The sequence below is a fragment of the Paraburkholderia phenazinium genome, from assembly GCF_900100735.1.
Lineage (GTDB): Bacteria > Pseudomonadota > Gammaproteobacteria > Burkholderiales > Burkholderiaceae > Paraburkholderia > Paraburkholderia phenazinia.
Window position 1 is genome coordinate 22,367 of sequence record NZ_FNCJ01000026.1, and the last position, 14,424, is coordinate 36,790.

Genomic DNA, 14,424 nt, shown 5'->3' on the forward strand with positions numbered 1-14,424 from the left:
CATGCGCCGCGCTGCGTTCTTGCCACTGCTGGTACCGGTCGTGCTGGGATTGGGCGGCTGTCTGCTCGGCCCCAACTATGTGCGCCCCACCGTCGAGATACCGGCCAACTACCGCTTCAGTTCAGCAGAGGCTGCCGACGTGGCCAACACGGCGTGGTGGGAGCAGTTCCAGGATCCGGTGCTGAACGATCTGATTGCTGAGGCGCTGGCCAATAACAAGGACGTGAAGGTCGCCGCTGCGCGTGTGGATCAGTTTTTGGGTCAATTTGTCACGACCCGTTCGGGACTGTTTCCCCAACTGAGTGCGGGCTTCGACGCAGCGCGCCAGCGTGCGTCGCAAGATGGCGCGGTGCCGTTGCCGGCGGGCGTTTCGCCCATCTACAACCAGTTCCAGCCGACGCTGTCGGCCGCATGGGAAATCGACGTGTTCGGCAGGGTGCGGCGTGAGACAGAATCTGCGCGCGCCGCCCTGCTGGCGACCGAGGAGGGCCGCCGCGCGACCATCTTGTCGCTGGTGGCCTCGGTCGCGACGGCCTACATCAACCTGCGCGACCTCGATCAGCAGCTTGTGATTGCGAAGGAGACCACCTCCAGCCGGGCGGAATCGGTGCACGTGTTTACGCTGCGTTTCGGCGGTGGCGACGTCTCGCAAATGGAGCTCTCGCAGAGCCAGTCGGAATACGAGGCATCGCTTGCCACGATTCCGCAGCTCGAGGTGCAGATCGCGCAGCAGGAAGACGCGCTCTCGGTGTTGCTCGGTCGCAATCCGGGCGACATTCTGCGCGGGCGGCAAGTCTCCGATCTGGCGATCCCGGCTGTGCCGGCGGGCTTGCCATCGGATCTGCTCGAACGCCGCCCGGACGTACTGCAGGCCGAGCAGAACCTCGTGGCCGCGAACGCGTTGATCGGTGCGGCTCGTGCGCTGTATTTCCCATCGATCTCATTGACAGGGTTATTCGGTTCGGTGAGCACCGACTTCTCGAAGCTGTTCACGGGGCCAGCGCGGGTCTGGGCGTTTGCCGGTTCGGTGAGCGTGCCGATTTTCACCGCCGGCAGCATCAGCGGGCAGGTCAAGCAGGCGGAAGCACAGCAACAGCAGGCGCTGTTCCAGTACCAGGAATCCATCCAGACAGCCTTCCAGGAAGTCGACGATGCGCTCATCGCGCTGCAGAAGTCGCGCGAGCAGCTCGTCGTTTTAGGCCGTGAGGTCGACTCGCTCCGTACATACGCGCGGCTGGCACGACTGCGTTTCGAGGGCGGTTATACGAGCTACATCGAAGTGCTGGATGCCGAGCGCAGTCTCTTCAACGCCCAACTCAGCTATACGCAGACCAATGGCCTCGTGTACGAGTCGGTGGTGGCGCTTTACAAGGCGATGGGCGGTGGCTGGGTGGTGACGGCCGAGCAGATGACGCATAAGGACGCGCCGCCGCAAGGAGGGCAACAAGGTGGGCAGCAGGGCGATCAGCACGGTGCGATCGAGCCCAGGGCCGAACCCAAGGTTGGCCCCAAAGCGGAACAATCGGTTGCGGGGCTGCCGAAATGAACGCCACGAGTAGCGAGACGAACGTGACAACGCCCAATGGACGCCTGATAGCCTGTCACGAATGCGATCTGTTGCAGCGCGAGTTGCCGCTGCCGCCTAACGGTGTGTTGCGCTGTTGCCGATGCAATGCCGAATTGTCCCGCAGCCATCCGAACAGCCTCGATCGCGCGCTGGCTTTTACGCTCGCCTCGATGGTCCTGTTTGTGGTCGGCAATGCGTTTCCGATCGTGGGTCTGCAGGTCAATGGGACGCTGGTCGAGACGACCTTGCTCGGCGCGGCGCGTGTGCTTTACGACGATGGCATGTGGCCGTTAGCCGGGCTTGTGTTGGCGACAACCTTTGTGATGCCTGTGCTGCAAATGGCCAGCATGACCTACCTGTTACTGCCGTTGCGGGTTGGCCGCGCGCCATACCGCACCGACCTGGTGTTTCGCCTCCTGCAACTGGCGCGCCCATGGGGGATGACTGAAGTATTGATCCTCGGCATGCTGGTCGCGCTGGTCAAGCTGGCCCACATTGCGAGCGTGGTGCCAGGTACGGCGCTCTGGTCGTTCGGCGCGCTCATGCTATTGCTCGCTGCCGCAAGCGCGGCATTCGATTCACAGGAAGTCTGGGCGCGCACGCGCGCGGCCCAAGCGGGGGGCAAGCCTGTTTTCCCCGAAAGAAGCATACCTGTGACACCCGATGCATCTACAGCCATGGCCAGCGGTCTGGCTACCTGCCACAGTTGCGGGCTGCTTATGAGGTTCGCGGCGGATCGGCACGATGCGGTCTGCCCGCGCTGCGGTGGACACGTTCACACGCGCAAGCCCAACAGCATCTCGCGGACGTGGGCGTTTCTGCTCGCCGCAATGGTTCTCTACATACCGGCCAATCTGCTGCCGGTCATGAATACCAGTTCGCTGTTCGGCAGCGAAAAGGACACCATCATGAGCGGTGTGGTCTACCTGTGGACCTCCGGCTCATGGCCGCTCGCTATTGTGGTGTTTATCGCGAGCGTGGCGGTGCCGATGCTCAAGATTCTCGCGCTGGTGTTTCTGGTGGTGTGCGCTCAGAGCCGCTCGAGCTGGGTCCCGCAACAGCGAGCACGCATCTACCGGCTGGTGGAACTGGTTGGGCGCTGGTCGATGCTCGATATCTACGTCATCACGATTCTGGTCGCGCTGGTGCAGTTCCAGGGGCTCGCGACGATTCAGGCGGGGCCCGCTGCGATTGCCTTCGGTTCGGTCGTCGTACTGACGATGTTCGCCGCTATGTCGTTTGACCCGCGCCTGATCTGGGACAAGGCGGAGACAACTCATGGCTAGACCTCCTGAGCGGCCCGATCAGCCAGACGTTCCTGAGGCGCTCGTTACACCGCGCTCGCGCTGGCGCTTGCAACTGGTCTGGCTGGTGCCGCTGATCGCGGTGCTGATAGGTGGCTGGCTTGCCGTCAAGGCGGTGCTGGAGAAGGGGCCGACGATCACCATCAGCTTCGTGACTGGCGAAGGCCTGGAAGCCGGTAAGACCAAGATCAAGTTCAAGAACGTGGACATTGGCGTGGTCAAGGCGGTGACCTTGTCGCGCGATCATACACGCGTCGTGGCTACCGCCGAACTCGCCAAAGACGCCTCGGACATGCTGGTGGACGATACGCGCTTCTGGGTCGTGCGTCCGCGTATTTCCGGCGGCACGGTTTCGGGTATCGGCACGTTGTTGTCCGGCTCGTTCATTGGTATGGACATCGGCAATTCGACGAAGTCGCGCAGCGACTTCGTCGGACTCGAGGCGCCGCCGGTTTTTGCCAGCGGAGTGCCAGGACGGGAGTTTGTGCTCAAGGGCGACGATATGGGCTCGCTCGATGTCGGCTCGCCGGTGTTCTTCAGACGCCTGCAAGTCGGGCAGGTCACGTCGTATCGGCTCGACGATGACGGCAAGGGCGTGACAATGCACGTCTTTATCAACGCTCCCTACGACAAGTACGTCAAAGACAATTCGCGCTTCTGGCAGGCGAGCGGTGTCGACGTCTCGCTGGATACCAATGGCATCAAGGTCAACACGCAATCGCTGGTGGCCATCCTGATCGGCGGCCTGGCATTCCAGACGCCGGATGAAGCGAACGCTCAACCCGATCAACCCGAGGCTGCGGTACAGACGGAATTCACGCTGTTCCGGGACCGCGGCGAGGCGATGAAGCGCCACGACAATATTGTCGATACCTACGTGTTCAATTTCAACGAGTCCGTCCGAGGCCTGGCGGTCGGTGCGCCGCTCGATTTTCGCGGCATCGTGGTGGGCGAGGTATCGGCGATCTATACCCGCTTCGATCCTGTCACCCAGCGTTTCAGTATTCCGGTTGAGGTACGCCTCTATCCGGAGCGCTTCACGTCGCGATTCAAGTCGGGCGGAGGCGGAGGGCGACTCACTTCGGATCTCGCAAGTCGACGCCAATTGACGGACCAACTGGTCGCGCACGGTTTGCGTGGACAGTTGAAAACCGGCAATCTGCTGACCGGGCAGTTGTATGTTGCCCTCGATTTCTTCCCCAACGCGCAGAAGGCGAACGTGGACTGGAGCGCCAACCCACCGGAACTGCCTACTGTGCCGGGTGGACTGCAATCGCTGCAGGATTCGATCACAACCCTGGTCGCGAAGCTCAACAAGATTCCATTCGAGGGTATCGGCAACAATGCCCAAAAGACGCTGGCCGACGCGGATCTGCTCCTCAAGCAGTTGAGTACGGAGGTCCTGCCGCAGGCCCACGACACCATGGCTGCCGCCCAGAGCGCGCTCAGTTCGGCGAACTCCGCACTCCAGCCTGACTCGTCGCTTTCGCAGAGTACCGCCGATGCCATGCGCGAACTCACGCGGACCGCGGCGGCCTTCCGCACTTTGGCGGACTACCTCGAACGTCATCCAGAGGCGCTGATCCGCGGCAAGCCGGAGGATAAAAAGTGATGCGCACTCTCGTGTCTCTCGTTACAGCGCTGACGCTCGGCATGCTAGGCGCTTGCAGCACGTCGCCCACCGCCAGCTTCTACACGTTGGACGCGGCCAACGGACAGCAAGATGCCTACGCGGCTCGCGCGATCAGTGTCGTGGTGACGTCGGTCACCGTGCCGGATCTCGTTGACCGGCCCCAGTTCGTGATTCGAGTGAGTGACAACCAGGTCAAGCTTGATGAATACTCGCGCTGGGCCGATTCGCTGAAAAGCCAGATTCCGCGCGTGGTTGCCGCCGACCTTGCGCAGTATCTGCCAGGCGCGCGAGTATCGGTGAGTGGCCAGGCTGACGATACCGCAGCGGCGTATCGCGTGCGCATCGACATTCAGCGCTTCGACGGGGCGCCAGGCGACGCGGCTACCGTCGAGGCGCTATGGTCGGTGTCACCGCCCAAAGGCGTTTCGTTGCCCGGGCGGAGCATGGCGCGCGAGCCCTGCACGGCAGCGGATGCCGGGGCGCTTGCGGCGGCCTATAGCCGCGCGCTCGATGCGGTTAGCCGCGACATCGCTGGAGCGATTCACAGCAGTGCGACGAAGTGAGGCACGGGTGAACCACGTTGTCGTCGCCTTCATCGTGTTTACATGCGTATTCGGCAGCGCGTTATTGGGCTTGTATCTCCGCACCCTGTTACCTGAGCAACATCTTGGCGAGGAATCGATCGGCGTCGTCAAACTGACGATTGGCCTGATCGCGACGATGGCTGCGCTGGTCCTTGGCTTGCTGATCTCATCGGCGAAATCCTCCTTCGATACGGTAAACGGCGAACTGGTGCGCAATGCCGCGAGTGTTATCCGGCTCGATCGCGTGCTGGCCCGATACGGACCCGAGACGCAGGAAGTTCGCGGTCTGATCAAGCAGAGTTACGGCACGTCGATACAGATACTCGCTTCCCATGACCCTGTGCAAGTAGCAAGACTCGGCAGCGAGGAAGCAAGCACCCGGGTGGAGGGTCTGCAGCGTAAGCTCGAAGAACTTTCGCCGCACAGCGAAGAGCAGGGACACCTGAAGGCCAGTGCTATCCAGATTGCCGATGAGGTATTGGCAGTGCGTTGGCTGGCGCTGTTACAAGCGCAGGGCTCAGTGCCCTTGCCGCTGCTGGTCGCCCTGGTGTTGTGGCTGTCGATTATTTTCGGCGCTTTCGGCCTGTTCACCCCGTCGAACGGGACTGTCATCGGAGCGCTGTTTCTCGGTGCACTCTCCACTTCTGGGGCGATTTTTCTGATCCTCGAGTTGAACACGCCGCTCGACGGAATGATTGGACTCTCGCTGGCGCCGATGCGCGACGCGTTGGCCATCCTTGGGCGGTAGGCGTCTTCCGTGTGAGGCGCGATAAGACAATCTGGTATCGTAAGATTGGCTTAACGCGTGTGAGACGCCTGAAGAGAGAATCCGAACAATGCCCAGGCACAACCCGGTACTTCATCGTAGTCAGAAAGCCCCCATGACACCGAGGCGCTGGCTGCTTCTCGTGATTGGATCGATCCTGCTGGTGGCCGCGCTAGGATGGGCGCTGGCGGCAATACTCAAGCCAGCCATTCAGCGCACGATCGTCATCACAACCGGAGCGGACAAGGGTATCTATCGCGGCTTTGCCGATCGCTATGCGCCCCTCCTGAAGCGCGACGGCATCAAGCTCGATATCCGCAGCTCGTCCGGTTCGATCGAAAATTATGAGCGGCTGAAGAATCCAGACAGCGAATACGAAGTGGGCTTTATCCAGTCGGGTACCACCCGTCCGAAAGAAACAGACGGCCTGCAGACCATTGCTTCCGTGTCCTATGAGCCGATCTGGGTGTTTTATCGTGGCGATGCCATCGTCGACCGGCTGGCGCAACTGCGCGGCAAAAGGGTCTCTATTGGCGTTGCCGGCAGCGGCCTGCTGAACGTTTCCCAGGTATTGCTCGCTTATAGCGGCATCACCAGCAGCAATACCACGCTGCTGGAAATGGATGCAGCGAAGGCATATCAAGCCCTCGAAGAGGGCCATCTGGATGCTGCCTTCTTTATCGGCAGACCGGATGCCGAGATGCAGCGAACGCTGCTGAACAGCAATCTGAAGCTCATGAGTTTTGCCCAGGCCGATGCCCTGGTGCAGAAATTCCCGTCGCTCTCGAAGATTGTTTTCCCGCGCGCCTCGACCAGCATCGTCAACGATCTTCCGCAGGCTGATGTCACGCTGCTGGCTGCTACCGCTCTGCTCGTGTCCAAAGACACCCTGCACCCGGCTCTCGTCTACCTGCTACTGGAAGCGGCCAAGACTGTCCATGGTGGTGAAGACTACTTCACGCCGCTTGGCACGTTTCCGAACCTGAACACCGAGGAATTTCCGATTTCCGACGAAAGCACGCGCTACTTCAAATCGGGGCGCCCCTTCCTGCAGCGCTATCTTCCGTTCTGGCTGGCCAGTTTTATCGAAAGGCGCCTCTTGATCCTGGTCCCTTTCATGGCCGTACTGATCGGCTTGCTGCAGGCATTGCCGCGCATGGCGGAGGCCCGGATAAAAAAGCGGCTCGTGGTTTGGTATCGCGAGATCAAAGCGCTGGAAGATGAAATATGGAGGAACCGGCAACCCACCCCGAACCAGATTGAGCAATGGCGCGACGAGATCGAAAACATTGATGCACATGCCAGCGAGATACGGCTGCCGCAGCGATATCTCCAGGATGTTTACGCCCTCAAGCAGGCGATTGCGATCGTACGGGAGCGGATTTTCCAGGTGGCGGCCAACGTGAAAGAATAGCTGGGCGACGAGATTGTTTTGGCCGTTGCCGATACTCTATTGGAATTCCTCCTGCCCGAGACAGGCCTCTCCATGCGCGCCAACGATGCTTTGCCCACGCAAGCCAGCATGCCCGTGTTCCAGACGACGGGTGATGACTACTCATTCGGTAACGACGCAATTGCGTTGCGCTGGACGGTCAATGACGAACACCTCGCGGATTTCTCACTGATCGATTACGCGGGGAAACGCACGCTGCCGATCATCGCACCGTTCGCGCTATGGCTCGCTGACGGAACTGCCGTGGGTCTGGCCGAGCTGAAGGTCATGGCGCCGGTGAACGAAACCGCTTTGGCACCCAACCCCCGCGCGTCACGCCTCGCCGAACGCATCGCAGGCCGGCGCGTGAGTACCACACTCACCGACGCCCAAGGCCGTCTAAAGGTGGAATGGAGCGTGGAGCAGCGCGAGGGCTCGCGATACCTACGCGAACAGCTAGCGATTACGGCGCTTCTTCGGGACGAAGATATCGCCGTCGTTTCATTGCTGGAGACGCGTGCTGCTGGCGCACAGGCCAGCAGCGAACTGAAGGGCACGCCTGTCATCGCGGGCAACTTCTATCTAGGTTTCGAGCTTCCGCTAGCGGAAAGCCATGTGGACGGCGAGCGCGTCAGGTTGACTTTGCAACGGGCGTTGCCGCTGGAGCAGAACAGGACACTGGTCTACTCCGCCGTGGCCGGCGTAGTGCGCGACGGCCAGTTGCGGCGCGACTTCGCCACCTATCTGGAACGAGAGCGGGCTCACCCATATCGTCCGTTTCTGCACTACAACAGTTGGGGCGACATCGGCTACCTCACGCCGTACACGCAGGAGCAAGCGCTGGAGCGCATCGAAGCAATCGGCCGCGAGTTGCACGACGCGCGCGGAGTGCAGGTCGATTCGTTTCTGTTCGACGATGGCTGGGACGACCTTAGCGGTGGCTGGCATTTCAGCAAGGATTTTCCGCAAGGCTTCGTTGCGCTGCGCAACGCTGCGGCACGATACGGAGCCGCGCCCGGCGTATGGTTGTCCCCGTGGGGTGGCTACGGAGCACCGAAACACGAGCGCGTAACGCGAGGCCGTGCCGCTGGATATGAGGTTATCGATAACGGCCTCGCACTTTCGGGGCCGAGATACTATCGACGCTTTCATGAAGTCGTGATGGCCTTGCTCGATGACGATGGTGTAAACCAGTTCAAGTTCGACGGTACAGGCAACGCCGACCGGGTGTTTCCCGGCAGCCTCTTCGATAGCGATTGGGACGCAGCGATCCAGCTCATCGAGCACATCCGCGCCGCCAAACCCGATACCTTCATCAATCTCACCACGGGCACGCATCCTTCGCCGTTCTGGCTACGCTACGCAGACTCAATCTGGCGCGGCGGCAAGGACGACGATCTGGCGGGAACCGGCACTCACCGCGAGCGCTGGATCACGTATCGCGACGCGCAGACGTATCGCAACGTCGTGCTGCGCAGTCCGCTCTTCCCGCTCAATTCGCTGATGCTGCACGGCATCCTCTACGCGCAGTGCAATCCGCGCCTGAACACGGCGACGGGTGATGATTTCGCCAATGAGGTGCGTTCCTATTTCGGGAGCGGCACGCAATTGCAGGAGCTATACATTACGCCGGCGCTGCTCACCCAGTACGACTGGGATGTGCTCGCGGACGCCGCCAGATGGGCCCGCGAAAACGGCGACGTCCTGCGCGACAGCCATTGGATCGGCGGAGTACCGGACCGGCAAGAGGTCTACGGTTGGGCCGCGTGGGCGCCGCACAAGGCGATCGTGACGCTGCGCAATCCGGACAGCCGCGCGCAACGCTTCGTGCTGGATCTGCGGCGGCAACTGGAGTTGCCGGCTGTGGCGGTCGGGCGATTCGATTCGCGCAGCATTTGGCGCGAAGGGGCTTCCGATATTCCGGCAGTACTAAACGCCGATCTGACGCAGGAAGTGCAGCTTGCGCCGTTCGAAGTGCTGACGCTGGAACTGTTGCCGATCGTTGAAGCGGAGTAGTGGAGTGGATGTGGCCGCAGGCCTGGCATCGGCATATGGGGTTCGCGCTAAGACAGCGTATCCGCCAGTTCCACCGGCGTCGCTTCGGTCTGGTGCAAGTCGAAGACAAGTACCTCGTTGTCACCTTGCATGAGCCACGGCGCGGGGCAATACAAGCGCCTTTGCGGACCGATATTCCAGTAGCGTCCCAGATTGTGCCCGTTGACCCAGACGACGCCCTTGGTCCAGTTGCTCATGTCGAGCCAGGTGTCGCCGACTTCATCCAGCAGCAAGCTGGCCTTGAAAAACAGTCCGGGCTTCAGCGGGTTCGCGCAGCTTCTCTTCAAGTTGGCGATAAATGTGTCGTCCATTGGCAGCAGGAAGACTTCCCAGCCCTTGAGGATGGAGAAGGACCCGTCGGCGTTTTTCATCCTGACCGGTTCCAGCAGTCCTTTGCGATCGACAATCGCGGGGCCGAAATTGACCCGCCCCATGCCCTCCACGAGGATCTCTAACGATACCGCGCCAGCCAGGTTCGACTCGTGCTCTGGCAATGTCAATGGAACGGCGAGCGGTGCGCGGTGCATCACGCGGAGCGGCTGCGCGTACTCCGGTGGCATTTGCGCTCTCGAGACGCCACCCGCGTAGTGTTCGTCGACGAAAACGGTTGCATAGTCGTGAACACTGCTGATGTCCAGCATACCGCTTGCGTGCTCTTGCAACTGCTTGCGGTACAGCACGAAGCCAAACGCCTGACCATAGCTTTCAAAGGACTGCGGATCGACGTACTGTTCCTGCGGCAGTGCCGCGGGCAGGTTGTCCCAGATCGAGGCGTAGAGCGTTGGCATCAAGGCATCGATGCCAGTGCGTTCGAGCGTGGCGATGCCGTCGGGTATAGCGGGCAAGGGCGCAGGCAGGTAGCCGGCGATGATGTCGCGGTACTTCATGTACTTCGGCGTCGCCACGCCCTGTTCACTGATCGGCGCCGAATAGTCGTAGCTGGTGATGTCGGGCTGATAGTTGCCTGAATCATCCACGTTCGCGCCGGCGTAAAAGCCAAAGCTCGTGCCGCCGTGAATGACATACAAATTGAACGACCGCTTCGACTGCATGAACGTGCTCAAGATGCGGGCGAGGTCGTAGTTCCTCCCTGCGAAACCCGCTTCGCCCCAATGGGTGAGCCACCTTGGGTACACCTCGCCGGCCATCGCGGGCACCGCGGGGAATTTTCGGCGCACGGTTGCGATCTGTGCCGCGTCGCCATTGCTCAATGCGATCGCGCCGCCGGTTACGGTGGTGCGATTACGCTCGAGTTGCGGGAGGCCGTCTTCGGTGTAGAACGGCCCCGTTACGCCTCCTTTGAGCCAAAGCTGCCTGAGCTCTTCGAGGTAAGCCGGATTGCTCGCGTATGAACCGAGTTCATTTTCGATCTGTATCATCAGGATCGGTCCGCCGTGCTGGATCAGCAACGGCTTGATACGCGGGACCAGTTCCTCGATGTAGCGCGCCACCGCCGCCATGTAGCGAGAATCGGTGGCCGAGTCGGTCCTCAACTGGACGTCCGGATCGCTCAACAGGTAAGAGGGCAGGCCTCCCAGATCCCATTCGGCGCAGACGTAAGGACCGGGACGCAGCAGCACCCACATTCCTTCGGACTGGCACAGCCGGATGAAGGCATCGATATCGCGGTTGCCGCTGTGGAAATCGAACACGCCCCGCCGCGTCTCATGGTAATTCCACATGATGTATAAGGCGATGCAGTTCATCCCCATCGCCTTGGCCATCCTGATTCGGTGTTGCCAATACTCGCGCGGGATGCGGGCCGGGTGCATTTCGCCGCTGCGAATCTGGAACGGCTCGCCGTCGAGCAGGAAGTGTTCGCCGTCAGAGCTGAAAGAGAAGGTGCGGCCGCGTCGGAGGTTCACGGTGCGCTCACACTAATGACCGGCATACGACACGCGCCACAGTGTGCCATTGCCGTCCTCGGTCACAAGCAGCGCTCCGTCGTGGGCAACAGCGACGCCCACGGGTCTGCCCCAGGCGCTACGCTCGTTCAACACGAAGCCGGTGAGAAAGTCCACGTACTCGCCGGTCGGAACGCCGTGCTCAAGACGCACCCGCACCACCTTGTAGCCGGTGCGTGAAGTTCGATTCCATGAACCGTGGAAAGCCACGAAAACGTCGCCGCGATATTCGGTGGGAAACGCTGCTACACCCGTCGTCGCGGTATAGAAGCATATCTCCAATGGGGCCGAGTGCGACTGCAGTAAAACATCGGGGTTGAGTGCCCGCCCGGCAAGGTCAGGGCGCTCGCCGACGTGGCGAGGATCTTCGTGGCCGCCCATGTAGAACCAGGGCCAACCGTAGAATCCACCTGCTTTCACGCGGGTGACGTAATCCGGTACGAGATCGTCGCCGAGACCGTCGCGCTCGTTCGTCGAAGTCCACAACTCGTCCGTATCCGGATCCACCGCGATGCCTACGCCATTGCGAATGCCCGTCGCAAAGGTGTGGAGAGGTTGATGGCCTTCGGGGTCCGTCACGAGAATGTCGGCGCGATTGGTTTCAGCGCCCCATGCCGCACCCCGTCCGTGTTCGGCGTCCCAACGAGCGATGTCTTCGGGACTCTTTTTGCTCATGTCTTCGGCGGCGTCCGACCCGGAACCGACGGAAACGAACATGCGCTTGCCATCCAGCGAAAAGGCCACGTCGCGCGTGCTATGACCGCCCCCGCTTTCCGTCAAACGTGGCACGACGACCTGCGCCGTGCCGCTCGCCTTGAGGTCTCCACTGCGATACGGAAAACGAACGATCGAGTTGTTGTTCGCCACATAGATCCATTGCGGATGGTTTCCCGGAGGATAAAAGGCGATCCCGAAAGGCCGGTCCAACCCATCGGCAAAAACCTGCATCTCGGATGGCGTATCCGCTCCGTCAGCAGCGCGCAATACCCGGATGCGATCCGCGGCCGTCTCCGCGACAAAGATATCGCCGTTGGGTGCGACACGCACGATGCGGGGATTCGACAGACCCGTTGCGAACAGCGTGACCTTGAACCCCGGCGGAACCGACAACGAAGCATTGGCCGGCTGCTTCACCACTTGCGGACCGTTTGCGGTCGAAGTCGTGCTGTAGGGTGCGGGCAAATCGGCCAGCGTGAAGTGATGCACGACACCTGGGGCGGCATGACGCCAACTCCCAGGGTCGCTAGGCGTAGATGCGGATGCGAGCCTGACGGTTGGGGACACCTGGGCTGCGGCGTTGCCACCAGCGCCAAGACCGGCAAAAACGACGCTCAGGACGAGCGCGTAGCGGAATGACTGTATGGATAGCATCGCGTCTCCGGCTGTGTTCGCCCAACGATACGGTACCGGATAACAGCATGACCCACCTTGGGTGGATGAGCTACCCATTCAATTCTACGGCGGAAAGCACCGGTCGGCTCGCCGAGTCGACACGAGGGCAGTGCTTGCGATAAGGCGCAATCTCCGAGGCAACGGCATGCGTCCGGAGGCAACAAGCCGTGTTAAAGCATCGGATGGGCCGCCGGATAGAGCGCCGTTCTCACCGCGAGTGCGCCGAGTACGACAAAGATGATGGCAGCAAGGATGTGAACGGCCTTCGTCGGCAAGCGGTCGGCGAACTTGTGTCCAAGATAGATGACCGGCACGTTCGCCAGCATCATGCCCAACGTCGTGCCCGCGACGACGCCGAAGAATTCGTGAAATCGCGCGGCCAAAGCGATGGTAACGATTTGAGTCTTGTCGCCCATTTCGGCAAGAAAGAACGTTACGACGGTGGTACCGAAGACACCCATGGAATTTTTCGTCAATACCGTATCGGCGTCGTCCAGCTTGTCGGGAATGAGAATCCACACGGCCATGACGGCAAACGAGACGACGACTGCCCAATTCAGGATGTTGGGGCTCAGAATACTCGCGAGCCACACGCCTAGCGCGCCAGATGCGCCATGGTTGATGAGTGTCGCGGCAAGCACACCAAGCACGATGGGGATGGGTTTGCGGTATCGCGCAGCCAGCACGAGGGACAGCAGTTGCGTTTTGTCGCCAATCTCGGCGAGGCCGACAACACTGGTTGAAACGAGGAAGGATTGCATGGGATGTTGTACCCGGGCCGCGCTGATAGAACGCGATGACGCGCATTCCGGCGACCCGGTTAGGTCGGAATGCGTGTCATCGGTCTTGCCAGGCATTTAGCTGCGCGCGCCATGGAGAGTCTTTCGACTCGCCAAGTATGTTGACGTGCGCCCTCGAACATCGCGTTCGAGGCGGCTACTCCCCAATGAGCAGGCGCGATTTTATCCCGCTATGCGTGACGGAAGCAAGTCGCCAGATTGCCTGCATTACAAAAGCCTTTCTTCCGTGATATGCTCGCCGCTGTCTTTGGGGAGTAGCCGGCTTCCGTCTGGAAGCGCCTGCGTCAACATTCTCGGTCGTACAGACCGTGGCGCAGGCAGCCGTTTGGTTGGCGAGACCATCGACACACCACGGGACCGGTCGGGCACGGCGGTGTGTCATGGTTTTCCGCCCGGCCTCGAGTTCCTGCTCTCATGAATCCTGTCGCGACACTATTCCTTGCTTTCGCCATGTCGACCGATGCCTTTGCGGCCGCAATCGGCAAAGGCGCCGCGCTTCATCGTCCTCACTGGGGCGAAGCCATCAGAACGGGATTGATCTTCGGCGTTATCGAAGCGCTGACCCCCTTGCTCGGATGGTTGCTGGGCAATGCAGCAGCTCAACACGTCTCCGCGTGGGACCACTGGATCGCGTTCACGTTGCTGTTCATCCTTGGCGCTCGCGCGGTTATCAACGGCCTGACTGCTAAGGAGGTCGAAGAGACGAAGCCGGCAACCCATTCATTCTGGTTGCTCGCAGTGACTGGCTTCGCCACGAGTATCGATGCGCTGGCGGTCGGCGCGGGGCTCGCCTTTGTCGACGTCAACATCTATTCGACGGCAGCAGCCATTGGTCTGGCCACCATGGTGATGGTCACTATCGGTGTCATGCTTGGTCGTGTTCTTGGCCGGGTCGTGGGTCGGCGAGCAGAGATGGCGGGTGGCGTCGTGCTGATCGGAATCGGCAGCACTATACTGGCTGAGCACCTGAACATCTTCGGCTAAGCG

11 protein-coding genes and 2 riboswitches are annotated in these 14,424 nt (G+C 61.0%); of the genes, 8 read left to right on the top strand and 3 right to left on the bottom strand.

Translation table 11 applies throughout. The features are described 5' to 3' along the window. Position 1: 1 nt before the first annotated feature. The 7 genes from BLQ92_RS35060 to BLQ92_RS35090 all read left to right on the top strand — a co-directional run bounded on the left by BLQ92_RS35060 (position 2) and on the right by BLQ92_RS35090 (position 9,302). Positions 2-1,546 carry an efflux transporter outer membrane subunit gene (locus BLQ92_RS35060; RefSeq protein WP_090694252.1) on the top strand — a complete coding sequence of 515 codons (1,545 nt, stop codon included), beginning with the start codon at positions 2-4 and terminating at the stop codon, positions 1,544-1,546. Next, on the top strand, positions 1,543-2,853 hold the full coding sequence (locus tag BLQ92_RS35065; RefSeq protein ID WP_090694256.1) for a paraquat-inducible protein A: 1,311 nt from the start codon (positions 1,543-1,545) through the stop codon (positions 2,851-2,853). The genes BLQ92_RS35060 and BLQ92_RS35065 overlap by 4 nt, the downstream gene beginning before the upstream one ends. Further along, positions 2,846-4,483 (top strand): PqiB family protein, encoded by a 1,638-nt coding sequence (locus BLQ92_RS35070; RefSeq protein WP_090694259.1) that lies wholly within the window; start codon positions 2,846-2,848, stop codon positions 4,481-4,483. Before BLQ92_RS35065 ends, BLQ92_RS35070 begins: the two co-directional genes overlap by 8 nt. After that, positions 4,483-5,067, top strand: a complete 585-nt coding sequence (locus tag BLQ92_RS35075) for a PqiC family protein (protein WP_090694262.1) — start codon at positions 4,483-4,485, stop codon at positions 5,065-5,067. The genes BLQ92_RS35070 and BLQ92_RS35075 overlap by 1 nt, the downstream gene beginning before the upstream one ends. Positions 5,068-5,074: 7 nt before the next feature. Beyond that, positions 5,075-5,836 (top strand): bestrophin-like domain, encoded by a 762-nt coding sequence (locus BLQ92_RS35080; RefSeq protein ID WP_090694267.1) that lies wholly within the window; start codon positions 5,075-5,077, stop codon positions 5,834-5,836. Between the two features lie 133 nt (positions 5,837-5,969). Further along, complete coding sequence (locus BLQ92_RS35085; protein ID WP_244106324.1) at positions 5,970-7,268, top strand: TAXI family TRAP transporter solute-binding subunit; 1,299 nt, start codon at positions 5,970-5,972, stop codon at positions 7,266-7,268. A gap of 72 nt (positions 7,269-7,340) precedes the next feature. Continuing rightward, on the top strand, positions 7,341-9,302 hold the full coding sequence (locus BLQ92_RS35090) for an alpha-galactosidase (protein ID WP_090694275.1): 1,962 nt from the start codon (positions 7,341-7,343) through the stop codon (positions 9,300-9,302). A 47-nt stretch (positions 9,303-9,349) separates the two neighbouring features. On the opposite strand, the gene BLQ92_RS35095 is transcribed toward BLQ92_RS35090, so the two are convergent. From BLQ92_RS35095 to BLQ92_RS35105, 3 genes are all read right to left on the bottom strand, one after another. Beyond that, the gene (locus BLQ92_RS35095; RefSeq protein ID WP_090694279.1) at positions 9,350-11,206 is read right to left on the bottom strand and encodes a beta-galactosidase; all 1,857 of its coding nucleotides are present in this window, start codon (positions 11,204-11,206) and stop codon (positions 9,350-9,352) included. Between the two features lie 12 nt (positions 11,207-11,218). Then, on the bottom strand, positions 11,219-12,616 hold the full coding sequence (locus BLQ92_RS35100) for a PQQ-dependent sugar dehydrogenase (RefSeq protein WP_090694284.1): 1,398 nt from the start codon (positions 12,614-12,616) through the stop codon (positions 11,219-11,221). Positions 12,617-12,807: 191 nt separating this feature from the next. Next, positions 12,808-13,398, bottom strand: coding sequence for a TMEM165/GDT1 family protein (locus BLQ92_RS35105; RefSeq protein ID WP_090694288.1), 591 nt, complete (start codon positions 13,396-13,398; stop codon positions 12,808-12,810). Between the two features lie 13 nt (positions 13,399-13,411). Beyond that, a riboswitch (yybP-ykoY riboswitch) is annotated at positions 13,412-13,594 on the bottom strand. 80 nt (positions 13,595-13,674) lie between these two features. Next, a riboswitch (yybP-ykoY riboswitch) is annotated at positions 13,675-13,839 on the top strand. 12 nt (positions 13,840-13,851) lie between these two features. Between BLQ92_RS35105 and mntP the strand changes: the two genes are divergently transcribed. Beyond that, positions 13,852-14,421, top strand: coding sequence for a manganese efflux pump MntP (gene mntP, locus BLQ92_RS35110; protein WP_090694291.1), 570 nt, complete (start codon positions 13,852-13,854; stop codon positions 14,419-14,421). Positions 14,422-14,424 lie beyond the last annotated feature (3 nt).